We start from the raw sequence: 24,466 nt of genomic DNA, 5'->3' as shown, positions 1-24,466 counted from the left end.
GCGGGACGCGCCGCGACGCGTGCGTCTGACACGGTGGGGCGTGCCCCGCTCGCTGTCGTCGCTCCCGTTCCGTCTGCTCCTCGCCTCGACCGCGCTCGCGTTCGGCGGGTACGCCCTGCTGCTGCCGGTCGTCCCGCTGTGGGTGTCCCGGGGCGGTTCCGGCGAGTTCGGAGCGGGGCTGAGCACGGGCGTACTGATGGCGGCCACCGTCGGCACCCAGCTGCTGGTGCCCGCGATGCTGCGCCGGGTCGGGCACCGTCCGGTGCTGGTCGTGGGGTCACTGCTGCTCGGCCTCCCGACGCCGTTGCTCGCGCTGACCGCCGACCTCGGTCCGGTGCTGGCGATCTCCGCCGTCCGTGGGCTCGGGTTCGGGATGGCCACGGTCGCCGGGAGCGCGCTCGTCGCGGAGCTGGTCGAGCCGTCCGCACACGGTCGCGCGGCGGCGCGCTACGGCTACGCGGTCGGCCTGCCCCAGCTGCTGTTCCTGCCGGCGGGCGTCGCGGTCGTCGACGCGCTGGGGTTCACCGGGGTGTTCCTGCTCGCCGGGATCACCCCGGTCGCCGGGGCGCTGGTGGTGGCGTTCGTGCGCGGGCCCCGGCGGGCCCCCGCACCCCGCCGCGACGACGCCGTCCCGCACCCCCGCGCGACCCGCAGGCGACTCCCCGCCGCGCCGGTGCTCGCGATGCTGGGCTGCTCCACCGCGCAGGGCGGCGTGATCACCTTCGCCCCGCTCGTCGCGCCGGGGGCGACGGTCGCGGTGCCCGCTGCGCTGTTCGCCACCGCGCTCGGGGCGCTGCTCGGCCGCGGCGTCGCGGGCACCCTCACCGACCGCAGCGGACGTCCCGGGGCCCTGTTGCCGGTCGGGACCGCGTGCGCCACGGTCGGGCTGCTCGGGGTGCTCACCGCTCCGTTCGCGTCGGTCCTGCTGGTGGCGGGGGCGGCCGCTGTCGGCGCCGGGTTCGGGCTCGTGCAGAACGACGCCATGGTCGCCCTGTTCGCCGCCGCCGGGCCGTTGCACTACGGCCCGGCGAGCGCCGTCTGGAACATCGCCTACGACGCCGGGACCGGCCTGGGGGCGACCGGGCTGGGAGCGATCGCCGAGCCCTTCGGCTTCGCCGCCGCCTTCGGCACGACGGCCGCGGTGCTGTTCCTGCTCACCCCGGCCGTCCGCCGTCGTCGCGCCTGACCACCGCCACGAGGACCCCGCAGCGACGCCACCGGCAGGAGCGTCGCGTGGCAGGGCGGCCCCCGGGGCCGGGGCACGCCCCACCCCGACGGGAGCGGGTCAGGCCTTCGGAATCGCCCGCTGCAGCTCGGGGACGACCGCGTCGAGCACGGACGGGAGGCTGAGCACGGTCTGCCAGGCGAAGGCCAGCTCGGTGGCCCCCTCCAGGAACACGGTGCGCCCGTCGCGCATCGCGGGCAACCGCGACAGCAGCGGATCCCCGACGACCGTCGCCTTCCCGCCGGGGGTGAACGACAGCTGGTCCCAGACGATGAGGTCGTGGTCGAGCTCGCTCGCCTGCTCGAAGCTGAACTCGGTGTAGAACTTGCCTGCGGCCAGCTGGTCGATCCGCGGCGGCACGGTGAACCCCAGCTCGGTGAAGAACCGTGAGCGGGGGTCCTGCGAGGAGAACACGCTGATCTTGTCCGCGCTGCGGCTCGCGACGACGACCGAGCGCCCCTTCCACTGTGGATCGGCGTCGCGGGCGGCGACGAACCTGGCCTCCAGGTCGGCGACCAGCTTCTCGGCCTCGGCCTCCTTGCCCAGCGCCCGCCCGGTCTCGCGGGTGTACTCCTGCCACGGTGCGCCGTAGTCGTCGAACCCCCGCGGTGGCCCGACGGTCGGCGCGACGGCGCTCACCACCGGATAGCTCTGGGCGTCGAGGTCGGAGTAGAGGCCGATCACCAGGTCGGGGCGCTGTGCTGCGATCTTCTCGGGCTCGATGGAGGACATGTTCAGGACCGCCGGTGCCGCGCCCACCGCCTGCGCGGCCGCCTGGGCCCACGGCTGCACGACGACCTTCTCGTCGCCGTACCAGTAGCGGGCCGCCACCGGCGCCACCCCGAGCGCGAGGATCGCGTCGTGGTCGGTGTAGCCCACGGACACCACGCGCTGCGGGGCCTGTGGGATCGTCGCCGCGCCGAGCTTGCCCTCGATCGTCACCGGGAATCCGGCGCTCCCCGTCGCGGCACCGGTGCCGGTCTCCGACCTGCCGCCCCCGCCACACCCCGCCAGGGCGGCGCCACCGGCCGCTGCCAGCGTCCCCAGGAGCATCTGTCGCCGGGTCAGTCCCATGTCCGTTCCTTCCGCTCGTCCGGCGGAATGCTAGGACACGAACTTAGGCTTGCCTGTGCTGCATTCAGGTGGGCTCAGCGCGCCCCTGCGGCGCGGGCCGGTGCGGGGCGTGGCGCAGCCGAGGTCGAACCCGTGCACCCGCGCTGCGGTACCGCCGAGCAGGGCGGCGCGCACGTCGTCGTCGAGCTCGGGAAACCGTCCGCGCAGCTCGTCGGGATAGCGGAAGGTCATGAGGTCGCGGATCAGCCGCGCCGGACGCACCAGCGGGTAGCCGCTCCCGAACATCAGCCGGTCCGGGCCGTAGGCGGCCAGCAGCTCACCGAGCGCCTCCGCGGCCGGCACCCGGTGTCGCCGCAACGCGATCAGCAGGTCGGTGAGCAGCACGTAGACGTTGGGCACGCGGGCCAGCCGGATCAGCGACGCGGTCGGGGCGCAGGCGGCGCCCACCACGAACCGGATCTTGGGCAGGGCCGTGGCCAGCGCGGCGACCTCGGTGACGTCGACGGCCCCGGCCGGCAGCGGCCCCGCGCTGCGCACCCGGACCGGCAGGGCGGACCCGGCGCGGACCGGCTCGGCCCACTCCGGCCACCGGGGCCGCGGAGCCGCCTCCCCCTCGGCGACGACGCCCGCGTGCGCCCAGTCCGGTGCCGCGCGCGACGGTCGCGCGGTCGGTGCGACCCCGATGTGGACCACCCCGGCGCCGGCCTGCTCCGCCCGGATCAGGGTCCGTCGCAGCCACGGTGCCCGCAGGGACAGCGCGGTCTCCGGACGACGGGCCGGCAGCACGGTCAGCGCGCGCAGACCGTCGCGACCGACCCGGGCGCCGATGCCACGGGCACGGGCCCGGTCGGCGGGATCGAGCTCGCCGGCCAGCGCGAGCCGACCGGGGTGCTCGGCGGCGAGCTCGGCGTGCCAGGCAGGCGCGGCGAACCCGAGAACGAACAGGTCCTCGAACCCGGCAGGGACCAGCACCGCGCGGTCCACCGCGGACAGCACGTGCGCAGCCAGTGCCTGCGGCGTGACCAGCTCGAACGCGTCCGCCGACAGCGGCCGCGGCGAGGGGTCGACCATCCGGTGGCGGTGCAGCAGGTCGGCGACGAACTGCTCCCCCGCCGGGCCCGACTGGTTGTGCGGCCTGCCGTCCCAGCCGTGCACCTGGGCGTCGACGACCGCCGGGAGACCACCACGCCCCGGGGGCGCTGGGCAGCACCGGTCCACGACGACCACCTCCACTGTCGCGGAGCGGCCCGGCACGCGCAGCGCGTGCCGGGCCGCTCCCCTGGGTTCCCTGTGACCAGGCTGGCCGGTACCTACCCGACCGACGGGCCGAGCCCCATCGACTGGGGTGTGCTCGAGTCCGGGCTGGGCTGCGGGATGCCCTCGTCGAGCTGGCCGAACTCGGTCATGAGGGCCTTGTTCCAGGGCGTGACCTCCTCGGCCACCAGGGAGTTGGTGGTGAGGATCAGCCCGGCGACCGAGGCGCCGTTCTGCAGGGCGGAGCGCACGACCCGCAGCGGGTCGATGATGCCCATCTCGACCATGTCCCCGTAGCGGCCCTCCAGGGCGTCGAAGCCCTCGTCGACGCCCATGGTCGTGACCTGCTTGACCACCTCGTCGCCGTCGTAGCCCGCGTTGGAGGCGATGAGGTGCACGGGCTCGGTGAGCGCCTGCCGGACGATCTCGACGCCGATCCGGTAGTCCCCGGTCACGTCCAGCTCGTCCAGGGCGGGCTCGGCGTGCAGCAGCGCCGCGCCGCCACCGGCGACGATGCCCTCGGCCACCGCGGCCCGGGTCGCCTGCAGCGAGTCGTCCACGCGATGCCGGATCTCGCGGGCCTCGGCGTTGGTCGGTGCCCCGACCGAGATGATCGCGGCCTTCCCGGACAGCCGGGCGATGCGGTCGGAGAAGAAGTCCTCGTCGGTGCCGATGGTCGCGCGGGCCAGCTCGGCGCGCAGCTGCGACAGCCGGTACTCCAGCTTCTGCTTGTCCCCGCCACCGCCGATGATCGTGGTGCCCTCGCTGGTGACCCGCACCTGCACGGCGCGCCCCAGGTGCTCGACGTCGATCTGCTCGAGCGAGAACGAGGAGCTCTTGGAGTGCACCTGTCCGCCGCAGAGCGCGGCCATGTCCTCCAGCAGGTGGATGCGCTTCTCGCCGAAGCCGGGCGCCTTGATCGCGACGGCCTGGAAGTGCCCGTTGACGTGGTTGTGGACCAGCATCTGCAGGGCGGTGCCCTCGACCGTCTCCGCGACGATGACGAGCGGGCGCCGGTCGTTGCGCATGATCCGGTCCAGCACCGGCATGATCTGCTGGACGTCCTTGATCTTGTGCGCGGTGAAGAGGATGTAGGGGTCGTCGACGATCGCCTCGAGCGTGCCGGGGTTGGTCACCATGTATGGCGAGACGTAGCCGTTGTCGAACTCGAAGTCCTCGACGAAGTCCACCGAGACGCCCGGCAGCGGGGTGTCGTCGACGGTGACGACGCCGTCGTCGCCGACGGTGTGCAGCGCCTTCGCGACGACCCCGCCGATCGTGTAGTCGTCGTTGGCCGAGATGGAGGCGACGCGGGCGTAGTCCTCCTCGGTGCTGACCGGGTGCGACACCGTCTGCAGGCGGTCGACGAGCGCGTTGACCGCGATGTCGATGCCCCGCTTGACCAGCACCGGGTTGCCGCCGCCCTCGATGGCGCTCATGCCCTGCTTGACGATCGCCTGGGCGATGACGGTCGCGGTGGTGGTGCCGTCGCCGACCGTGTCGTTGGTCTTGACCGCCGCTTCCTTGACCAGCTGGGCGCCCATGTTCTCGAAGGGGTCGCGCAGGTGGATCTCGCGGGCGATGGTGACGCCGTCGTTCGTGACCTCGGGCGAGCCCGTGATCTTCTCCAGGATGACGTTGCGGCCCTTGGGGCCCAGCGTGCTCTTGACGGCTTCGGCCAGCTGGTCGACGCCGGCCTGCAGCAGATGACGGCCCTCGGCGCCGAAGCGGAGTTCCTTGGCCATGGTGGGTCCTCCCGGAGAGAGTCGGTCCAGGTGCGCGGGTGTGGATCAACGTGCGCAGCCGAGGCGCCGTCCAGGCGCGCTGCGCGGGTGGAACGCACCGCCCGGGCCGTCGCCGACCGTGGTGGGCCGGGGACGGGTCGTCGTCCCGGGCGGTGCGATCCGGGTGAGGAGCGGGTCCTACACCGGCTTCAGGTCGAAGTCGATGTACTCGGCGGCGTCCTCGGGATTGGCGAACATGATCGTCTTGTCGTCCAGGTGGACCATCCGCCCGTAGTGGGTGGACATGTTCTCCTCGAACTGGGCGGCGTCGAACCAGCCCTCCTCCTGGCCGGCCTCCTCGTCCATCGCCTCGTAGTCGAGCTCGAACTTGCCGGTGCCGTCGACGCGGATCATCGAGGGCAGGTGCTGCACGGTCACGTTGTCCTGACGGTCCAGGACCGTCGCGATGACCGCGCCGATCTGGTTGTTCATCAGCGTGAATCCGCACATGTTCGACGCGGTGCTGTCCTGCTTGAACGGGCTGTCCGTGCTGGTCACTGCTTCAGCTCCTCGGGGACGTCGAGACCGAGATCGCTGCAGATCCCGGCGAACCGGTTCTTGGCGCGGTCGAGGGAGTCCTCGAACGTCGGCGGCTTGGAGTCCGACTGGGACCACATCGGCTGCATCGTCCGGGCGGCCTCCAGCGCCTGCGGCACGTAGGTCCGGAGCCAGCCGCCCACGAGCTCCCGGTTGTGGTCGGCGAACTCGCGGTCCTGGGTGAGCGGCGCGAAGCAGGCGATCGACCAGCGCAGGTCGCGCTGGGCGTAGTCGAACTCGCCGGCACCCATGACCGTCGGGGTCACGTAGTCACCGTTGGTGGCGGCGGACTGCATGACCAGGTTCGACCGGAACAGCTCGCCGACCAGGGGCTCGAACACGCAGTTCGCCGCGAAGATCGCCTCGCCCCAGTCGTCCTGGACCGCGGTGAGGGCCTCGGTCATCCTGCGGGCGCCCTGCCACTCCGGCGCGTTGTCCCACGCGTCGAGGTGGGCGGTGCCGTCGAAACCGTCGATCTCCTCGGACAGCGTCAGGTTGTAGAGCGCGAGGTCCTGGGCGAACCGGATCTTGCGGGTGGAGTTCGCGGCGAGCGCGGTGTTGTGCATGTTCGTCGGCGCGGACCGCTCGTTGGACGCGAAGACGTAGAGGCCGAGGATGTGCTCGATGTGCATCCAGGCGCCGACGTTGCGCTCGACGAAGCGCACCCAGTTCGGGTTCCACAGCTCGAACGCCTTCGCGTTCCGGGCGTTCTCGATGTTCTGGGTGAGCTGGCGGACGACGTTCGCGTTGTACCGGAAGAGGCTCTGCTCCCACTCCTCGTTCGGGTCGCGGAACTCGTGCCAGCCGTGGGCCGGCCAGTTCTTCACGTGCAGGCCGCCGGTGCCGACGCCGCGCTGCGGCTCCGGCTCGTCGACGCCCCAGGCCTTGAGCTTGGTCCAGTGCAGCGGGTAGCCGCCCTCGCCGTTGGCGAAGCCGTAGATCCAGCCCTGGGCGAGGTAGTGCCGCGGGTCCGGCTGGACCTCGACGGTGGTGTCCTCGTACAGCGTCTGCTTGCGCTTGGCGGGCGCGTAGTAGTTGTAGCGGCGCGCGTTCGAGCTCGAGTCGGGGAACTCCCGTGCCCCGGCCTCCGCGTCGGTGAAGACGGGCTTGGGAACGCTGCGCTGCGAACCGGACGACGTGTCCTGCGTGGTGGGGGACTGAGTCATTGCTGTCCGTCCTCGCCTTCTTGCTCACCGGTCGTGGTGAACTTGTCGTAGAAGATGTTGGTCTCACTCACACCCAGCTGGGTCAGCGTCGCGATCGCCGCGTCGACCATCGGCGGGGGACCGCAGACGTAGGCATCCGCTCCCTTCAGATCGGATTCGTTGCGCCTGACCACCTCCGTGATCAGGCCGGTCTCGCCGGCCCAGTCCGCGCCGCCGTCCACGTCGGACAGGGCGGGGACGTACCGGAAGCCGCCCAGCTGGGGCGCCAGTTCGGCGATCTCCTTCTCGAAGCAGAGATCGGCCGCGGTGCGCGCGCCGTAGTAGAAGGTGGCTCGTCGTTCGACCCCGCCCTCGGCCATCGCCCGCAGCAGGCCCAGCACCGGCGCCATCCCGGCGCCACCGCCGACGAAGACGATCGGCGAGCTGCGGTTCTGCCGGAGGGTGAAGGTGCCGAAGGGCGCCTCGACGTCGAGCCGGTCACCGGGGGCGGCCTTCTCGTCGAGCCAGGTCCCGAACAGCCCGCCCGGGTAGACCTTGATGACGAACTCGTAGGTGCCGTCCCGGTTCGGGGTGTTGGCCATGGAGAACGAGCGGCTCTCCTCGGTCCCGGGGCAGACGAGGTCCATGTACTGCCCGGGGAAGAACTTGATCTCCGACGGCTCGACCAGCTTGACGGTCAGGTGCCGCATGTCGTGGGTGACGGCCTCGACCGACACCACCTCGACCACGCCCTTGGTGAGGGGCAGGCCGGAGCGGATGATCTCCTCGTCGTAGTTGGTCAGCTCGATGACCAGGTCCTCGTAGGCGTGTGCCCGGCACAGCAGGGTGTGCCCCTCGTCCTTCTCGTAGTCCGGCAGCGCGAACGTCGAGTAGCTGTCGTACTCGATGTCCTCGCCCTCCAGGACGAAGGACTTGCAGGCCGAGCACTGGCCCTCCTTGCAACCGTGCATGAGCTGGACGCCCTGCTCGGCCGCGGCACGGAGGATGTTCTGGTCCTCGTCGACCTCGATCTCGATGCCGACGGGCTCGAACCGCACGACGTGTTTGTCGCCCACGAGCGCAGACCACCTCTCTTGGCGTGACGAATGGCGTGAGAAAAAAGACCAATCGGACAGACGTGGGCAGGCGTCGCCCCGGGCCCCGCCCGACGGACAGGGGTCCCGGGGTGACCCGGCCGGGGAAGACGACCCCCCGGCCGGGCCGCGGGAAGAGAGCCCCGTCATGGAGTGACGGGAACCCTCTCCCCTCGCCTGACCCGCGCTCAGGCGTCGGTGGGCGCGGGCCGGCCTCCCGGCCCCTGGCGGTTGTAGTCCGCCACGAACGCCTCGCGCTCGGCGTCGCTCATCTCGTTGAGGATGACGTTGGGGCTGGCCAGGTGCGGCATGCGCCGCATGTGGTCCAGCGTCCACATCTTCTTCGGGTCGAGATCGAGGTGCGGCTGAGCGGTCAGCGTCTTGCCGTCGTCACGGACGAAGCCCATGTCCTGGATGACGTCGGCCCAGTTCCAGCCGTGGTAGAGCGTCTCCCACTCGCGGTGACCCACGAGCTTGCCCATGTTCGGGGTCTCGCGACCCTGGTACACGGGCCGGAAGGCCTCGGCGTCGGTCCAGCGGCAGACCTCGTGGCAGTACGTGCGCCACTGGCCGTCCACCTTGTCGACGACCATGTCCTCGCGCACCAGACACGGGACCATGCAGGTCCAGCAGCGGTGCGGGTACACGTAGTCGACGTCCTCGGCCACGATGGCGTGGTGACCGTTCGGCTTGGCGAGGCGGTTGTAGTTCTCCCACCACTTGCCGTACCGGTCGTACCAGCCCGGGTACTTGTACTCGAACCACTCGAAGTCGGTGTCGGTCATGCCGTCGATGCGCCAGTAGTTGGCGCACCAGCCGGTGGCGAAGAACTGCGCGACCTCGTGGACGTAGCCCTTGTTCCAGATCTGGTTCCAGGACTCCTCGACCAGGTCGTGCGGGATCACCAGGCCGTACTTCTCGAGCGGCAGCAGGTAGCTGCGGTAGTAGTCGTCGTAGATCCAGCGGCGCCACATCTCCGCGTAGGACTCACGGTCCTTGCGGCGGTCCTTCGTGCCGTACTCGATGAAGGTGCCGATGGCGGCGTCGACGACGCGGTGGTTGTTCCACCACGCGTAGCGCAGGTCGCGCTCGAGCAGCTGGCGGTTGTCCTCGTCCGACAGCGCCATCAGGAGCGTGGCGTAGCCGTTGGAGATGTGCCGCGACTCGTCGGACTGCACCGAGTGGAACACCGTCGGCAGCAGGTAGTCGCCGTTGGCGGCCGCCTCGGCCGGCATCGCCACGAACAGGGTGTTCGTGAACGCGGTCTCCGCGACGATGGTCAGGTAGATCGACGCGGCGGTGATGGCGTCACCGGTGATGAACCCCTCGGCGAACTGGCGGCCGATCGTGCCGCAGTAGTCCGACTGGAAGTTCCGCAGCGAGTTGTTGAAGCCCGCCGGGTCGATGTAGTTGTTCATGTACAGGCGCTTGAGGTTCTGCTGGATCGTGCTGTGCCGAACCTCGTCGATCATCTGGATCGCCTGGCCGTTGTGCAGCTCCGGGTTCGGAACCACGTGGAACAGCATCGGCATCGAGCGCGCCGCCGAGATCTCCGGCAACGGGATGATCGACAGGAAGAGCTTCTGCCACTCCAGCCAGCGCTCCTGCACCTGCCGGAACATGTTGCCGCGGATGGCACCGTCCTGGGCGCCGTAGACGCGGTGGTCCTTCTCCTCCTCCATCGGGAAGTACGAGCGCAGGACCTGCTTGAGCGGGTCCTTCTTCGCCGCCTTCTTGAAGGTGTAGTCGGTTCCGTACTTCATGTACGGCTCGTGGTACTGCGGCTCCCAGGAAAGCTCCTGGATCTTCTGGTGAGCCTTCGCCAAACTCTGCCGACTCACGTCGTCTCCTCACGGTGGTGGGTTGTGGTCGGATCAGCGGGCGAGCGCGGGTAGCCCGATGTCGTGGTCGAACGCGGAGGTCGGACGACCCGGTGACGTGGGTGGGTGCCGCGGCGCCGGTGCCGTCTGTCCTCCGTGCTGCGAATCACACATGGTCCGGCAGGCATTCGAGGTCTCAATATGAGACTCTTCCGCCCCGCCACCTGTGGTGATCTTGCTCTCACGGCGCGTACCGTCGCCGTGGCCACGGGATCCGGGCAGGTCACCGCTGTCGCACGCGGATCCCCGGTGGTCGTGTCCCGAGCTCGACACTGGCAAGGAGGCCGTGTGTGAGACCCCTGCCCGACGGCGCGCAGGGCGCCACCCGGGCGGGCCGGCCGACGCCGCGCCCGCGACACCCCGGGGACGGATCTGACGTCTCCGCCACCGGCTCGGCGCCCACATCCGTGTCCAGGACCGCCACCAGCACCGCGGCCAAACGGATCGCGGCCGCCCGCGAGGCGTTCCTGCACCACGAGCAGATGCGTGAGGACGCGGTCCGCCCACCGATCCTGGCGTCCTGGATCCGGTCGCGGGACAGCGACGTGGCGCCGGACTCCATCGACCTGCCCGAGGTCGGCCGCGAGACCGACAGCCCGCTGGTACGGGCGGCCACCCCGATCGTCTCCGAGCTGTGCGACCAGTTCGCCACCGAGCCGGTCAGCCTCATCCTCTGCGACTCCGACGGTGTCGTCCTCGACCGCCGGACCGGCGACTCCGCGCTGCGTCAGCACCTGGACCGGGTGTGGCTCGTCCCCGGTTTCTCCTACGCCGAGCAGCACGTCGGCACCAACGGCATCGGCACCGCGCTGGAGGGGAGGCGGCCGACCGAGGTGTTCGGGCACGAGCACTTCGTCGAGCACCTGGAGGACCTGGCCTGCGCCGGCGCCCCGATCCGGCACCCGGTCACCGGCAAGATCCTGGGCGTCATCGATCTGACCTGCTGGCGGACCGAGGCGAACGCGCTGATGGTCGCCACCGCCGCGACGACGGCCCGCCGCATCGAGGAGGCGTTGCTCGCCGCGTCCGGGCGGCACGAGCTGACGCTGCTGCACGACTACCTGACCGCGGTCCAGCGCGGGGGCGACTCCGCGGTGCTCGCCGTCGGCGACGACCTCGTGATGATGAACGACCGCGCCCGCGAGCTCATCGCCCCCGGCGACCAGGCCCCGCTGCTGGCCGGGGCGACCGACGCGCTGCGGGCCGGGCGCAACCGCCAGCTCGTCGTCGACCTGCCGAGCGGGGCGACGGCGCGCGTGCAGTGCCGGCCCAGCTGGAACGAGGCGGGCTCGGCGGGCGGCATCCTGCAGGTGAGCCTGACCCACCGCGAGACCGTCGGCCGCGGCTCCGCGACGCCGACGATCACCACCGCGCTGCCGACCGCCGTCGGCTCGGGGGCGCTGTGGACCAAGTGCGCCCAGGCCGTGGACCGGCACTTCCGCACCAACGAGTGGCTGGTGCTGCAGGGCGAGCCCGGCTCCGGCCGGACCACGCTGGCCCGCGCCACCCACCACCTCCACTCCCCCGCCGGGCACGTCCGCGTGCTCGACGCCGGCGACGTGGGCCCGCGCTGGTTCTCCGAGGTGACCGACGAGCTCGGCGGGGGCGGCGGGACGCTGGTGCTGCGCGAGGTCGACCGGCTGCCCCCGGCCGCCGCGGCGGCGCTCGCCGACGCGCTGGAGCCGCACCGCGAGTCGACCGACCCGGAGCGGGCCTGGGTCGTCGCGACCCGCGGCAGCTCCCGGACGACCGACTCGCCCGAGCTGGCGTCGCTGCTGGACTGCTTCCCGCGCACCATCGAGGTCCCGCCGCTGCGCCACCACGTGGAGGACGTCGCCGAGCTGGTGCCCTACCTGCTCGCCCGGCTGACCCGCGGCGCCGACCTGACCTGTGCGCCGGAGGCCCTGCGGGTGCTCATGCGCCACCGGTGGCCGGGCAACGTCGAGCAGCTCTACCAGGTGCTGCGCAAGGTCGTGAGTCGTCGCCGGACCGGGGTGATCCGGCTGGAGGACCTGCCGCCGGAGACGCGGGTGCTGGCCCGGCGGGTACTGACCCCGCTCGAGTCGATCGAGTGCGACGCCATCGTCGACGCCCTGCTCGACGCCGACGGCAACAAGGCCGAGGCGGCGCGCCGGCTCGGGATGAGCCGGGCGACGATCTACCGCAAGATCCGCGGCTACGGCATCGCGACGCCGGAGGGTGCGGGGATGGCCCGGTAGCGGGGCAGACGGCGGGGCACGGTGAGGTCCGTCCGGGGCTGCGGCAACCCCCGTTCGGCCCCTACCGTCGGTCCATGGCACTACTCCGACGGTTGTTCGTGTTCCCCGACGGCACCCCGGCCCTGCTGCGCGGCGCGGTCGGCGGCCTGACCGTGCTGGTCTCCGGACTCTGGCCGTTCGCACTGCTGCCCGCGGGCACCTCGACCGTGGTGATCGTCGTGGCGGCCGTGCTGTCGGTCCTGGTGCTGTTCGCGGTGGCGACGGCGCTGCTACGGCGGCGGTACCCGGACGCGCCCCGCTGACCCCGGGCTGTTGATCTACGGTCCGTGCCCATGACGGGAACGGACATCACCGCACCGTGGCCGGACTCCGCGTTCCCCGCGGACCCCTATCCGGGTGCTCGGCCGCCGTGCTCGTTCCTGCACGTCGACGGCCGCACCCACCCCCTGGCGGCCGACCCGTCGACGCCCTCGGGATGGCGGGTCGACGGTCGTTGTCTCGACGACGTGCTCGCCGGAGCGAACGCGCCGCCGATGGCCGGGCGGGTACCGCTGCTGGCCTACGGCTCGAACGCCTGCCCGTCGAAGATCTCCTGGATGCGCGAGGCCCGCGGGCTGACCGGGCCGGTCGTCGTGCTGCGGGTGCGCACCGAAGGCATGGCGGCGGTCTGGTCGGCCGGCCGCCGGGTCGTCGACGACCAGCGCCCGGCCACCCTCGCCGCCGTCGGTGGGGCGGTCGAGGAGCACACCGTGTGGCTGGTCGCGCCGGAGCAGTTCGCCGCGCTCGACGCCGTCGAGGGCCGCGACGCCGACCCGCCGCGCTACCGGCTGGCCCGGGTCGCGACCGGGCGGGTCACGCTCGTCGACGCCGCCGGGGTGCTGGACCGGCCGTGGGCCTACCTCGCCCCGGAGGTCCCCACCGGCGACGCCCGCACCGACCGCCGTCCGCTGCACGTCGACGGGGCCCCCGTCCGCTGCGCCGACCTCGCCCAGGCCGGGGCCGTCGCGCTGTCCGGGGCACCCGGCCCGGACGGTCTCGACGCCACGTCCGTCGACGGCGTACCCGTGCCGGAGCAGTGGCCGTCTCGGGTGTTCGTCTACGGCACCCTCATGCCCGGCCGCCGGGCCTTCGGGATGCTGCGCGGGCACGCCTCCGACGTGCTGCCGCAGCCGGTGGTGCTGCCGACTGGCGCGGTCGCCGACACCGGCCGCGGGTACCCCGCGCTGACCCTCGACACCGGCGACGGGGTGCCCGGCTGGGTCGTCGAGCTGGCCGACCCGGAGACCGCGCTGGCCGCGCTCGACGCCTACGAGGGCCCGGACTACGCGCGGTCCCGGGTGGTTCTCGACGACGGCACCGTGTGCTGGGCCTGGGTGTGGACCGCGGCGCGGGACGGCCACGTGCCGCTGCCACACGGCTGGTCCCAGCCCTGACGCCGACCGGGCCCGTCCCCGACGGAGACGGGCCCGGTGTGGACCGGTGCTCCGACTCAGGAAGCGGTCTTCGCGGCCTGCCGTGCGCGGTGCTCGGCGAGCCCGGGGATCTCCCGGCCGGAGATCGACACGCCCTTCGTCTCGATGACGAAGTAGAGCGCGATCATGCCGATCACGCAGGCGCCCATCATGTAGTAGGCCGGGAACAGGACGTCACCGGTGCCCTCGATCGCCGACTCGTTGATCAGCGGCGCGGTGCCGCCGAACGCCGCCGTCGCCACGTTGTAGGAGATCGCCATGCCGGCGAAGCGGACGTGGGTCGGGAACATCGCCGGGAACGTCGCGGAGATCGTCCCGAGCTGGAGCAGGTAGATCAGCCCGAGCACGGTGAACCCGAGGATCGCCAGCGGCACGCTCACCGCCATCAGCATGTACATCGGGATCGCCAGCACGAAGATGCCGACCAGCGAGATCCACCAGCACGGTTTGCGGCCGATCCGGTCCGACAGCGCCCCTGCGAAGGGGATCAGCAGCATCATCACGACCTGGCCGACCACGGCGACCGTGTCGGCGCTCGCCGAGTCCATCGACAGCGTCGTCTGCAGGTAGGTCGGCATGTAGGTCAGCAGCGTGTAGTTGATGACGTTCAGCGCGATGACCAGGCCGAACAGTGCGAGGATCGGCTGCCAGTAGCGGACGAGGAGGTCCTTGAGCGCGCCGGTCGCGGCGGACTCGGACTCGCCGGCGGCCTCCAGGTCACGGAACACCGGGGTGTCCTCGAGCTTGGTCCGGATGTAGAGGCCGATCATCGCCAGCGGCAGGGCGATCATGAACGGGATGCGCCAGCCGTAGTCGAGCATGGCCTGCTCGCCGATCGCGGTCTCCAGGCCGAAGACGACCAGCACCGCGAGCGTGAAGCCGGCCAGGGTGCCGAACTCCAGGAAGCTGCCCCAGAACCCGCGCTTGCGGTCCGGCGCGTACTCCGCCATGAAGGTGGCGGCGCCGCCGTACTCACCGCCGGTGGAGAAGCCCTGGATGATCCGCAGCAGGAACAGCAGCGCCGGCGCGGCCCAGCCGATCGTCGCGTAGGACGGGATGACGCCGATCAGGAACGTCGCGACGCCCATCAGGATGATCGTCATCGACAGGACCTTCTGCCTGCCGATGCGGTCCCCGAGCGGCCCCCACACGAAGCCGCCGAGCGGCCGCAGGATGAAGGAGATCGCGAAGCCCAGCAGCGTTCCCAGGTAGCCCAGTTCGCCCGGGAAGAACGCGTTGGTCAGTTCGACGGTCAGGTAGGCGTAGATGCCGTAGTCGAACCATTCCGTCGCGTTCCCGATCGCCGACGCGGCGACCGCCCTCCGCAGTACGGAGGGCTCCACGTCGTTCTCGCCACTCTGTTGACCAGCATCTGCCGGAACCGATGACATTCGAGGACCCCCACTCACGCAATGCGTAAACCGCTACCGGAAGCGCATTTCGTTACACGATCGACATATCCCAGCACCATTGCGGTGTGCGGAGCCTACAGAGCGGAAAGGGGACCTGCCACCCACGCCCGCTGATCGAGACCGGTGCGCGACCTCCGCTCCGTGTAGCGTCGCCGACGTGCTGGCGATCGACGGCCTCGCCAAGCGGTTCGGCCCTGCCACCGCCCTCGACGAGGTGAGCTTCACGGTCGGTGCGGGCGAGGTGTTCGGCTTCGTCGGCGGCAACGGGGCGGGCAAGACGACGACGATGCGGATCGTGCTCGGCGTCCTCGACGCCGACGCCGGTGCGGTCACCTGGAAGGGCGCGCCACTCGGTCCCGCGGAACGCCGCCGGATCGGGTACCTGCCCGAGGAGCGCGGTCTCTACCCGCGGATGCGGGTCGCCGAGCAGCTCGTCTACCTGGCCCGGCTGCACGGGATGTCACGGTCGGAGGCCCAGGCGGCCACCGAGACCTGGACCGAGCGGGTCGGGCTGGCCGGGCGCCGCGGCGACGAGGTGCAGAAGCTGTCGCTGGGCAACCAGCAACGGGTGCAGCTGTGCGCCGCGCTGGTGCACGACCCCGATCTGCTGGTGCTCGACGAGCCGTTCTCCGGGCTGGACCCGGCGGCCGTCGACACCCTGGGGGCGGTGCTGCGCGAGCGCGCCGCGGCCGGGGTGCCGGTGGTGTTCTCCTCCCACCAGCTGGAGCTGGTGGAGCGGCTCTGCGACCGGGTGGGCATCATCTCGGCGGGCCGGATGGTGGCGGTCGGCACGGTCGACGGGCTGCGCGCCGGTGCCGCGGACCGCTACGACGTCACCGGCCCGCCACCGGGCTGGACCGACGACCTCCCCGGGGTGCGGGTCCTCGACGTCGACGGTGCCCGCACCCGCGTCGAGCTGGCGCCGGGCACCGACGACCAGGTGCTGCTGGCCGCGGCGCTGGCCGCCGGGCCGGTGCACGCGTTCGGTCCGTACCGGCCGCCGCTGACCGAGCTGTACCGCGACGCCGTGCGCGACCGCGCCGTCCCGGCGGACCCCGCCCTTCCCACGGACGGCGCCCTCCCCACCGACCGCGCCCTCCCCACGGAGCGCGCCCTCCCGACGGACCGCGCCCGATGAAGACTGTGCTGCTCGTCGCGCGGCGCGAGATCACCACCCAGCTGCGGTCGCGGACGTTCGTCGTCGGGATCCTGCTGATGCTGCTGGTCTTCGGCGGCTACGGCGCGGTGATCGTGTTCGCCGGGACGCAGGGCTCGTCGTCGTCGCTGGTGCTGGACGGGCCGGCCCGCGAGCTGCGCGGCGAGCTGCAGGGCACCGCGGACCGGCTGGGCACCACGCTGCGCGTGACCGAGGCCGGGAACCGGGACACCGCGGAGTCGATGGTCCGCACCGGCGAGGCCGACGCGATGCTCACCGGGGCACCGGGGACCTACCAGCTCGTGGGCCTCGACGACGTCGCTCCCGGGCTGCGGTCGCTGGTCGCCGACGTGGTGGAGCAGCAGGCCGTGCGCGAGTCGCTGCTCGCCGCGGGCGCCGACCCGGACCGAGTGAGCACACTGTCCGGGGTCGGGGTGCGCACACTCGAACCGGTCGACACCGAGCTCGGGCAGCGGATCGGCACGGCGTTCGTGACGACGTTCCTGCTGTTCTTCTCGGTGACCGCCTACGGCGCGGCCGTCGCGCAGGGGGTGGTCGAGGAGAAGGCCGGGCGCGTGGTCGAGCTGCTGCTCGCGACCGTCCCGGCGCGGCAGCTGCTCGCGGGGAAGGTGCTCGGGCTCGGCCTGGTCGGGCTGCTGCAGCTGCTGATCCTCGGCGGGGTGGGCGCGGCCGTCGCGGTGGGCACCGGCGTGCTCGCGGTCCCGGCGCTGCTGCTGCCCACGCTGGTGTCCGCGCTGGCCTGGTACCTCGTGGGGTTCTTCCTGTTCGCGACGCTCTACGCGGCGGCGGGCGCGCTGGTGTCCCGGCAGGAGGAGCTCCAGTCGGTGACCGCGCCGATCGCCATCGTGCTGCTCGTGCCGTTCCTGCTCGCCGTCGCCGTGCTGCCCGTGGACCCGCGCAACCCCGTCACCACGGTGCTGTCGTTCGTGCCGTACCTGTCGCAGACGCTCATGCCCGCGCGCACCGCGCTCGGCGTCACCGCGTGGTGGGAGCCGGTGCTCGCCTATCTGCTGGCGCTGGCCGCCCTCGCCGGGATGGTGCTGCTGTCGGCACGGGTGTACCGCAACTCGGTGCTGCGCACCGGGGCGCGGGTCCGCTGGCGGGACGCGCTCAGGGCCGGGCGGCCTTGACCTGGTCGTAGCGGGCGAGCGCGTCCTGACGCTCGGCCTTGTGGTCGACCATCGGCTCCGGATAGCCCTCCGGGATGCCGCCGGGCAGCTTCCACGGCTGGTGCACGACCTTGCCCCCGACCTCGGCGAGCTCGGGCACCCAGCGGCGCACGTAGTCCCCGTCGGGGTCGAACCGCTCGCCCTGGGTGATGGGGTTGAAGATCCGGAAGTACGGCGACGCGTCCGTCCCCGACCCGGCCGTCCACTGCCACCCGTGCTGGTTGGAGGCCAGGTCGCCGTCGACGAGCAGCGCCATGAAGTGCCGCGCGCCGCGCCACCACGGAAGGTGCAGGTCCTTGACCAGGAACGACGCGACGATCATCCGCACTCGGTTGTGCATCCACGCCTCGCCCCGCAGCTGGCGCATCCCGGCGTCGACGATCGGGAAGCCCGTCCGGCCCTCGCACCAGCGCTCGAAGTCGGCGTCGGCGGCCTTCCCGGTGCGCAGCGGCAGGTGGTCGAAGGCCTTGTCGTAGTTCTCGCGCGCGGAGTCCGGCCGCCGGTACAGCACGTCGGCGTAGAACTCCCGCCAGGCGATCTCGGTGCGGTAGGTCTTCACCGAGTCCCCCTTCTGCTTCGCCAGGTCCGCGAGCAGCGTGCGCGGGTGGACGCAGCCGTACTTGAGGTACGGCGACATGCCCGAGGTGCCGCGCTCGGCGGGCAGGTCGCGGGCGGACCCGTAGTCCGCCACGCCCTCGTCGAGGAAGTCCGCCCAGCGGGCCCGCGCCGCGGACTCCCCCGCCTCGGGCAGCTCGGCCTCGACCGGCTGGTCGTCGGGGATCTGCACCGCGCGGGGTCCACCGTTCTTGTCGGCGGGGTCCATCCACCTGCACGTCGACGCGTCGGTCCCGGCCGGGGCGCGCCAGCCGTGGTCGGCCCACGCTCGGCTGAACGGGGTGAACACCTTGAACGGCCCGCCGGTGCCCTTCTCCACCCGGCCGGGCGCGACGGCGTAGGGCGAGCCGGTCCGGACGAGCTCGACGCCGTCCTCGGCGAGTGCCTTCTCGACCTGCTCGTCGCGCTCGCGGCCGTAGGGGCCGTAGTCCGCGGCGACGTGCACGGTCTGGGCGCCGACCGCCGTCGCGATCCGCGGGACGACGTCCGCCGGGTCCCCCTTCACCACGAGCAGCTTCCCGCCCAGGGCCTCGTCGAGCTCGCGCAGGCAGCCGTAGAGGAAGTTCGCCCGCGCGGCGCCGGAGGGTGCCAACAGCGCCGGGTCCAGCACGAACAGCGCGAGCGCGCGGTCGGCGGCGTCGGCCGCGGCGAGGAAGGTGGGCTGGTCGGCGACCCGGAGGTCTCGTCGGAACCAGACGACGGCAGTGCTGGGCGCCATGCCGGTCGACGCTAGCGCCGCCACGTCCCACCCGCCCGCCGAGCCGCGCCCCCTCCCCCGGTCGCGCTCCCGCCCCCGGAACGCACGAGCGGGCCGTCCGTACGACGAGGTCGTACGAGCGGCCCGCTCGTGCAGAGAGGCCGGTGCGGTGGTGCTACGTGGTCAGCGCTGGCCGACCGGGACGTAGAGACGCTCCGCGGAACCGGTGTAGAGCTGGCGCGGACGCCCGATCTTGTTCTGCGGGTCGTTCATCATCTCGCGCCAGTGCGCGATCCAGCCCGGGAGCCGGCCGAGCGCGAACAGCACGGTGAACATCTTCACCGGGAAGCCCATCGCCCGGTAGATGACGCCGGTGTAGAAGTCGACGTTCGGGTAGAGCTTGCGCTCGACGAAGTAGTCGTCGGCCAGCGCCTTCTCCTCGAGCGTCATCGCGATGTCGAGCAGCGGGTCGTTGACGCCGAGCTTCTTGAGGATCGTCTCGGCCTGCTCCTTGACGATCTTCGCGCGCGGGTCGTAGTTCTTGTAGACCCGGTGCCCGAAGCCCATCAGCTTCGCGCCCTGCTCCTTGTTCTTGACCCGGCTGACGAAGTCGTCGACGTTGCCGCCCTCGACGTCCTTGATGCGGGTCAGCATCTCCAGGACCGCCTGGTTGGCGCCGCCGTGCAGCGGGCCGAACAGCGCGTTCACGCCGGCGGAGATGGAGGCGAACAGGTTGGCCTGGCTGGAACCGACGAGACGCACCGTCGAGGTCGAGCAGTTCTGCTCGTGGTCGGCGTGCAGGATCAGCAGCGTGTCGAGCGCGCGGACCATGTCCGGGTCCAGCTCGTAGGGCTCGGCGGGGAACCCGAAGGTCATCCGCAGGAAGTTCTCGACGAGGCCGAGGGAGTTGTCCGGGTACAGGAACGGCTGCCCGACGGACTTCTTGTAGGCGTAGGCGGCGATCGTGAAGACCTTCGCCATGAGCCGGACGGTGGAGAGCTCGACGGCCTCCTCGTCGTGCGGGTCCAGCGAGTCCTGGTAGAAGGTCGACAGCGCGCTGACCGCGGACGACAGCACCGGCATCGGGTGCGCGTCCCGCGGGAAGCCCTCGAAGAAGCGCTTCAGGTCCTCGTGCAGCAGGGTGTGCCGGCTGATCCGGGTGGTGAAGGCGTCGAGCTGCTGCTGGCTCGGCAGCTCGCCGTAGATCAGCAGGTAGCTGACCTCGAGGAACGTGGAGTTCCCTGCCAGCTGGTCGATCGGGTAGCCGCGGTAGCGCAGGATGCCGGCGTCACCGTCGATGTAGGTGATCGCCGAGGAGCAGGCCGCGGTGCTGGTGAAGCCCGGGTCGAAGGTGACCAGGCCGGTCTTGCCGAGCAGCTTGCTGACGTCGACGGCCTGCGACCCCTCCGTCGGGGTGTGCACCGCGGTCTCGAACTCGCCGCCCGAATACCGGAGTACGGCGGTGTCGGACTTGGCGGCGGTCTCGTCGGACATGTGGAGGTTCCCTCTCACAGCGGGGATCAATCGGGTCTCGGGCACACGCTAGCCCGCCGGGGCGAATCCGCAGAACGCGGCGACGATTCTCACCCTCCGTCGCGGGGCGCGCGGTAGCGGAGGAACTCCGGGAAGCGCCAGACGCACAGCAGCACGCCCACGATCACCGCGGCGCCGCCGAGCGTCGCGGTGACACCGGGCCCGATCAACGACGCCGCCGAGCCGTGCCACATGTCGGCCAGCCGGGGCCCGCCCGCGACGACGACGATGAACACGCCCTGCATCCGGCCGCGCATCTCGTCGGTCGCGACGGTCTGCAGCATCGAGGACCGGTAGACCGAGCTGACCAGGTCGCCGGCGCCGGCGACGGCCAGCGCGAGCACCGCGAGGAACAACGACCCGGTCAGACCGAACACCAGGACCCCACCGCCCCAGACGCACACCGCGACCACGACCGCGACGCCTTGGCGCTGCACCTTCTGCAACCAGCCCGACAGCACGCCGCCGGCAACCATCCCGATCGGGATCGCCGCGTACAGCAGGCCCTGCTGGACACCCCCGTCGGCCGTACCGCCGAAGGTGTCCACCGCCATCTGCGGGAACAGCACCCGGGGCATGCCCAGCCCCATCGCGATCACGTCGACCAGGAACGAGACGAGCAGGATGCGCTGGGTACCGACGTAGCGGAAGCCGTCGACGACCGCGCGCAGCCCCACCTTCGGACGCTCACCGTCCACCCGCTGCGCGGAGCTCGGCAGCGCGGGCAGCCGCCAGGTCGCCCACAGCGTCGCCAGCAGGAAGATCGCGTCGACCAGGTAGAGGGTCGACAGCCCGATGAACGGGATCAGCACCCCGGCCAGGAGCGGCCCGAGCACCGCGCCGACCTGCACGACGGTCATGTTCAGCGCGTTCGCGGCGGGCAGCTGCTCGGCGGGCAGCAGCCGCGGGATGACCGCGCTGCGGGTGGGCTGGTTCATCGCGAGCATCGCCGACTGGAACGCGAACAGCACCAGCACGACCCACACGTTCCCGGCCCCGCTGGCCGAGACCACCCACAGCGCCAGCGAGCTCAGCGCGATGCCGGACCCGGTGAACAGCAGCATGACCCGCCGGTCGACGGCGTCGGCGATCGCGCCACCCCACAGCCCGAACACCACCAGCGGGACCAGGCCGAACAGACCGGTCAGCCCGACGTAGGCCGACGACCCGGTCAGCTGGAAGATCTGGATCGGCACGGCGACGACCGACAGCTGGGCGCCGATCACCGTCACGATCCCGGCCGCCCACAGCCGCCGGTAGGCGGGCGTGCGCAGCGGGGTGGTGTCGGCGAAGGTCGACCGCAGCAGCCCGGTCAGCCGCGACGCGCGGGTGCGGACCGTCGGCCCCTCGTCCGCGGGCGAGGGGACGGGGCGGGTCGGGGTGTCCCGTTCGGCGCCCGGCACCGGCTGCGTCGGCCCCTCACCGGGATCGTTGCGCGTGCTCACGATGTCAAGGTGTACACGGACGCCCCGACATCACGCCTCCGGGTTGCCCCTAGGGGGCGAGCCGGCGCACCGACCAGGAGTCGTCGCGGCCGACCTCGAACCGCAGCCGGTCGTGCATCCGGTCGGCGCGGCCCTGCCAGAACTCGACCTGCCACGGCACGATCCGCCAGCCACCCCAGTGCGGCGGTCGCGGGATCTCCTCGACGCCCTCGAAGCGCCGGGTGACCCCGGCGAGCGCCTGGTCGAGGACCGTGCGCCCGGCGACGATCGTCGACTGCGCCGACGCCCACGCCCCCAGCTGTGACCCGCGCGGGCGCAGCGCCCAGTAGGCGTCGGACTGGGCCTCGGAGCAGCGCTCGACGCGACCGGAGAGCTGCACCTGACGCTGGAGGTCGTACCAGGGGAAGGTGACCGAGGCGACGCGCGTGCGATTGAGGTCGTGGCTCTTGGCGGAGGTGTAGTTCGTGTAGAACACGATGCCGCCGGCGTCGAGGCCCTTGCACAGGACGGTGCGCGACGACGGCAGCCCGTCCGGATCCGAAGTCGCCAGCACCATCGCGTTCGGCTCGGTCAGCCCGGCCTCACGGGCCTGCTCCAGCCACGCGGTGAGCTGTTCGTACCAGGTCGGAGCCAGGTCGTCGACGTCGAGCGGTCGGCTCGCGTAGTCGATCCGCATCCTCTCCAGCGCGGGTGCGTCCGTCATCGGTTCCCCTCACTCACGGTCGGTGCCGCCGACGACCGTAGGCACGCGCCCGCCTCCCGCGCACCCGCCGTTCGGTCCCCGACCGCCCGGATCACCCGTTGACGTCGTTGCATCCCGCAATCAATAGTCGATCCGTACCCACCCGATCGGGGGGATGGTGGGTACGTACGACGACCCCCGCTCGGATGACGAGAGGGAAGACGATGCGTGTGACGAGGATGTTCGCGCCGGTCGCGACGGCGCTGGCCGTACTGCTCACCGGGGCCGTGGCGCTCGCGCCGGTGGCGGCGCCGTCGGCGGCGGGGACGGGGACGGTGGCTGCGGCAGCGGCGGCGCCGGAGCGGGAGGTGACCGCGACGGTGCGCACGGTGTCGTGCGGCAAGATCGACCGGGCCGCCTACGCGCCGATCGGTGGAAAGTGGAGCCGCACCTACAACGGCAGCTGCGGACACATCGCCCGGCAGAGCAAGCCGTACATCACGGTGTCCTGGGAGGTCCCGAACTTCTCCTCCGGCCAGGCCTGCGTCAAGGCCCGCGGGTTCCGGTGGAGCGACGGCAAGGAGTACTGGGTGTCACTCGGCTGCGGCAAGAGCGGTCACGGGACGGTGCACTGGGGCAAGGCGGGGACCCAGATCATCGCCACCACCGCGGTCAAGGCGCTGAGCCAGAACATCGTCACCGGGGTCCCCGTCTACTTCACCGACTGACCGCGGCGCGCGGACCGTGTGCGGGGCGTCCCGCCGTCCCGCACACGGCCACCGTTCACGCACGGGTGTCCGGTTCGTGATCGACACCACCGGCCGGTCGCGTTGCCCCGCCCCGGCCGTTCGGAGCAGGGTGGCGACGACCATCCGAGCCGAAGGAGACCCGGTGACCGAGACGCTCGCGCACGAGGTGCCCCCGCCGCCCCCCGGATTCAGGTCCGGGCTGGAGGGCCACGTCGCGTTCCGCACCGAGATCGCCGAGCCCGACAAGGACGGCGGCTCACTGCGCTACCGCGGCGTCGACCTGGAGGACCTCGCCGGCACGGTGACCTTCGGCGACGTCTGGGCGCTGCTGGTCGACGGCCGCTTCGGGCAGAGCCTGCCGCCGGCGGAGCCGTTCCCGATCCCGGTGCACACCGGTGACGTGCGGGTCGACGTGCAGGCCGCACTGGCGATGCTCGCCCCGTACTGGGGCTACCGTCCGCTGCTCGACATCGACGACGCCGAGGCCCGCGACAACCTGGCCCGCGCCTCGGTGATGGCGCTGTCCTACGTCGCCCAGTCCGCCCGCGGCATCGGCGTGCCCGCGGTGCCGCAGTCGCGCATCGACGAGTGCTCCACGATCACCGAGCGCTTCATGACCCGCTGGCGCGGCGAGCCCGACCCGCGCCACGTCGCCGCCGTCGACGCCTACTGGGTGTCCGCCGCCGAGCACGGCATGAACGCCTCGACCTTCACCGCCCGGGTGATCGCCTCCACCGGTGCCGACGCCGCCGCGTCGCTGTCCGGCGCGATCGGCGCCATGTCCGGCCCGCTGCACGGCGGCGCCCCGGCCCGGGTGCTCCCGATGATCGACGAGGTCGAGCGCACCGGCGACGCCCGGGCGCTGGTCACGGGCCTGCTGGACCGCAAGGAGAAGCTCATGGGCTTCGGGCACCGGGTCTACCGGGCCGAGGACCCGCGGGCCCGCGTGCTGCGCCGCACCTGCCAGGAGCTGAACGCCCCGCGCTACGAGGTGGCCGCCGAGCTGGAGCGCACCGCGCTGGCGATCCTGCGCGAGCGACGCCCGGACCGCCCGATCGAGACCAACGTCGAGTTCTGGGCGGCGGTGATCCTCGACTTCGCCGAGGTCCCGCCGCACATGATGCCCGCGATGTTCACCTCCGCCCGCACCGCCGGCTGGTCGGCGCACGTCATGGAGCAGAAGCGCGAGGGCAAGCTCGTGCGCCCGAGCGCGCAGTACATCGGCCCGGGCCCGCGCAGGCCGCAGGACGTCGACGGCTGGGACTCGGTCTCCGCCCGCTGATCCCCCTTCCCCGGGGGAACT

20 protein-coding genes are annotated in these 24,466 nt (G+C 71.9%); 8 read left to right on the top strand and 12 right to left on the bottom strand.

From position 1 onward, the window contains the following. Positions 1-40 precede the first annotated feature (40 nt). Positions 41-1,186, top strand: coding sequence for an MFS transporter (locus Ae717Ps2_RS01270; protein ID WP_075332909.1), 1,146 nt, complete (start codon positions 41-43; stop codon positions 1,184-1,186). Between the two features lie 99 nt (positions 1,187-1,285). Here Ae717Ps2_RS01270 and Ae717Ps2_RS01265 read toward each other — a convergent pair whose 3' ends face one another. The 7 genes from Ae717Ps2_RS01265 to Ae717Ps2_RS01235 form a co-directional block, all read right to left on the bottom strand. Next, on the bottom strand, positions 1,286-2,299 hold the full coding sequence (locus Ae717Ps2_RS01265; protein ID WP_020626635.1) for an ABC transporter substrate-binding protein: 1,014 nt from the start codon (positions 2,297-2,299) through the stop codon (positions 1,286-1,288). 30 nt (positions 2,300-2,329) lie between these two features. After that, positions 2,330-3,517, bottom strand: a complete 1,188-nt coding sequence (locus Ae717Ps2_RS01260; RefSeq protein ID WP_139318839.1) for an amidohydrolase family protein — start codon at positions 3,515-3,517, stop codon at positions 2,330-2,332. A 92-nt stretch (positions 3,518-3,609) separates the two neighbouring features. After that, positions 3,610-5,298 carry a chaperonin GroEL gene (gene groL / locus Ae717Ps2_RS01255; protein WP_060713448.1) on the bottom strand — a complete coding sequence of 563 codons (1,689 nt, stop codon included), beginning with the start codon at positions 5,296-5,298 and terminating at the stop codon, positions 3,610-3,612. Between the two features lie 177 nt (positions 5,299-5,475). Continuing rightward, complete coding sequence (gene mimD / locus Ae717Ps2_RS01250) at positions 5,476-5,835, bottom strand: propane 2-monooxygenase effector subunit MimD (protein WP_020622163.1); 360 nt, start codon at positions 5,833-5,835, stop codon at positions 5,476-5,478. Next, on the bottom strand, positions 5,832-7,040 hold the full coding sequence (locus tag Ae717Ps2_RS01245; RefSeq protein ID WP_075332907.1) for a toluene hydroxylase: 1,209 nt from the start codon (positions 7,038-7,040) through the stop codon (positions 5,832-5,834). The genes mimD and Ae717Ps2_RS01245 overlap by 4 nt, the downstream gene beginning before the upstream one ends. Continuing rightward, the gene (locus tag Ae717Ps2_RS01240) at positions 7,037-8,095 is read right to left on the bottom strand and encodes a 2Fe-2S iron-sulfur cluster binding domain-containing protein (protein ID WP_020622161.1); all 1,059 of its coding nucleotides are present in this window, start codon (positions 8,093-8,095) and stop codon (positions 7,037-7,039) included. Before Ae717Ps2_RS01240 ends, Ae717Ps2_RS01245 begins: the two co-directional genes overlap by 4 nt. Before the next feature lie 206 nt (positions 8,096-8,301). Continuing rightward, complete coding sequence (locus tag Ae717Ps2_RS01235) at positions 8,302-9,939, bottom strand: methane monooxygenase (protein WP_043276429.1); 1,638 nt, start codon at positions 9,937-9,939, stop codon at positions 8,302-8,304. Between the two features lie 461 nt (positions 9,940-10,400). Between Ae717Ps2_RS01235 and Ae717Ps2_RS01230 the strand changes: the two genes are divergently transcribed. The 3 genes from Ae717Ps2_RS01230 (at position 10,401) to Ae717Ps2_RS01220 (ending at position 13,645) form a co-directional block, all read left to right on the top strand. Next, entirely contained in the window at positions 10,401-12,212 is a 1,812-nt protein-coding gene (locus Ae717Ps2_RS01230; protein ID WP_075308622.1) for a sigma-54-dependent Fis family transcriptional regulator, read from the top strand. A 74-nt stretch (positions 12,213-12,286) separates the two neighbouring features. Beyond that, the gene (locus Ae717Ps2_RS01225; protein WP_139318840.1) at positions 12,287-12,514 is read left to right on the top strand and encodes a hypothetical protein; all 228 of its coding nucleotides are present in this window, start codon (positions 12,287-12,289) and stop codon (positions 12,512-12,514) included. Positions 12,515-12,544: 30 nt separating this feature from the next. Then, positions 12,545-13,645, top strand: coding sequence for a gamma-glutamylcyclotransferase (locus tag Ae717Ps2_RS01220; RefSeq protein WP_083695531.1), 1,101 nt, complete (start codon positions 12,545-12,547; stop codon positions 13,643-13,645). 56 nt (positions 13,646-13,701) lie between these two features. Here Ae717Ps2_RS01220 and Ae717Ps2_RS01215 read toward each other — a convergent pair whose 3' ends face one another. Further along, positions 13,702-15,027, bottom strand: coding sequence for an MFS transporter (locus Ae717Ps2_RS01215; protein ID WP_233147404.1), 1,326 nt, complete (start codon positions 15,025-15,027; stop codon positions 13,702-13,704). Between the two features lie 226 nt (positions 15,028-15,253). Here Ae717Ps2_RS01215 and Ae717Ps2_RS01210 point away from each other — a divergent pair, with 226 nt between their 5' ends. Together Ae717Ps2_RS01210 and Ae717Ps2_RS01205 are read left to right on the top strand one after the other, a co-directional pair. Continuing rightward, positions 15,254-16,234, top strand: coding sequence for an ABC transporter ATP-binding protein (locus tag Ae717Ps2_RS01210; protein ID WP_083702235.1), 981 nt, complete (start codon positions 15,254-15,256; stop codon positions 16,232-16,234). Further along, positions 16,231-17,403, top strand: coding sequence for an ABC transporter permease (locus tag Ae717Ps2_RS01205; RefSeq protein WP_075308628.1), 1,173 nt, complete (start codon positions 16,231-16,233; stop codon positions 17,401-17,403). Before Ae717Ps2_RS01210 ends, Ae717Ps2_RS01205 begins: the two co-directional genes overlap by 4 nt. Here Ae717Ps2_RS01205 and Ae717Ps2_RS01200 read toward each other — a convergent pair. The 4 genes from Ae717Ps2_RS01200 to pdxH all read right to left on the bottom strand — a co-directional run bounded on the left by Ae717Ps2_RS01200 (position 17,384) and on the right by pdxH (position 22,435). After that, complete coding sequence (locus Ae717Ps2_RS01200; RefSeq protein WP_075308630.1) at positions 17,384-18,775, bottom strand: deoxyribodipyrimidine photo-lyase; 1,392 nt, start codon at positions 18,773-18,775, stop codon at positions 17,384-17,386. The two genes, Ae717Ps2_RS01205 and Ae717Ps2_RS01200, sit on opposite strands and share 20 nt — an antisense overlap. A gap of 162 nt (positions 18,776-18,937) precedes the next feature. Beyond that, positions 18,938-20,248: a citrate synthase gene (locus Ae717Ps2_RS01195; protein ID WP_060713456.1), complete on the bottom strand. Its 1,311-nt coding sequence runs from the start codon at positions 20,246-20,248 to the stop codon at positions 18,938-18,940. Positions 20,249-20,337: 89 nt separating this feature from the next. After that, positions 20,338-21,732, bottom strand: a complete 1,395-nt coding sequence (locus tag Ae717Ps2_RS01190; RefSeq protein WP_233147403.1) for an MFS transporter — start codon at positions 21,730-21,732, stop codon at positions 20,338-20,340. 49 nt (positions 21,733-21,781) lie between these two features. Then, the gene (pdxH, locus tag Ae717Ps2_RS01185) at positions 21,782-22,435 is read right to left on the bottom strand and encodes a pyridoxamine 5'-phosphate oxidase (RefSeq protein WP_020626955.1); all 654 of its coding nucleotides are present in this window, start codon (positions 22,433-22,435) and stop codon (positions 21,782-21,784) included. A gap of 203 nt (positions 22,436-22,638) precedes the next feature. On the opposite strand from pdxH, the gene Ae717Ps2_RS01180 reads away from it, so the two are divergent. Both Ae717Ps2_RS01180 and Ae717Ps2_RS01175 read left to right on the top strand, forming a co-directional pair. Then, positions 22,639-23,142, top strand: a complete 504-nt coding sequence (locus Ae717Ps2_RS01180; protein WP_139318841.1) for a hypothetical protein — start codon at positions 22,639-22,641, stop codon at positions 23,140-23,142. A 163-nt stretch (positions 23,143-23,305) separates the two neighbouring features. Continuing rightward, positions 23,306-24,445, top strand: a complete 1,140-nt coding sequence (locus tag Ae717Ps2_RS01175; RefSeq protein WP_075332906.1) for a citrate synthase 2 — start codon at positions 23,306-23,308, stop codon at positions 24,443-24,445. Positions 24,446-24,466: the final 21 nt, after the last annotated feature.

Origin of the sequence: Pseudonocardia sp. Ae717_Ps2 (assembly GCF_001932475.1) — a bacterium.
Lineage (GTDB): Bacteria > Actinomycetota > Actinomycetes > Mycobacteriales > Pseudonocardiaceae > Pseudonocardia.
The sequence above is the reverse complement of the archived record's forward strand: the minus strand, read 5'-3'. Positions and strand labels throughout refer to the sequence as shown.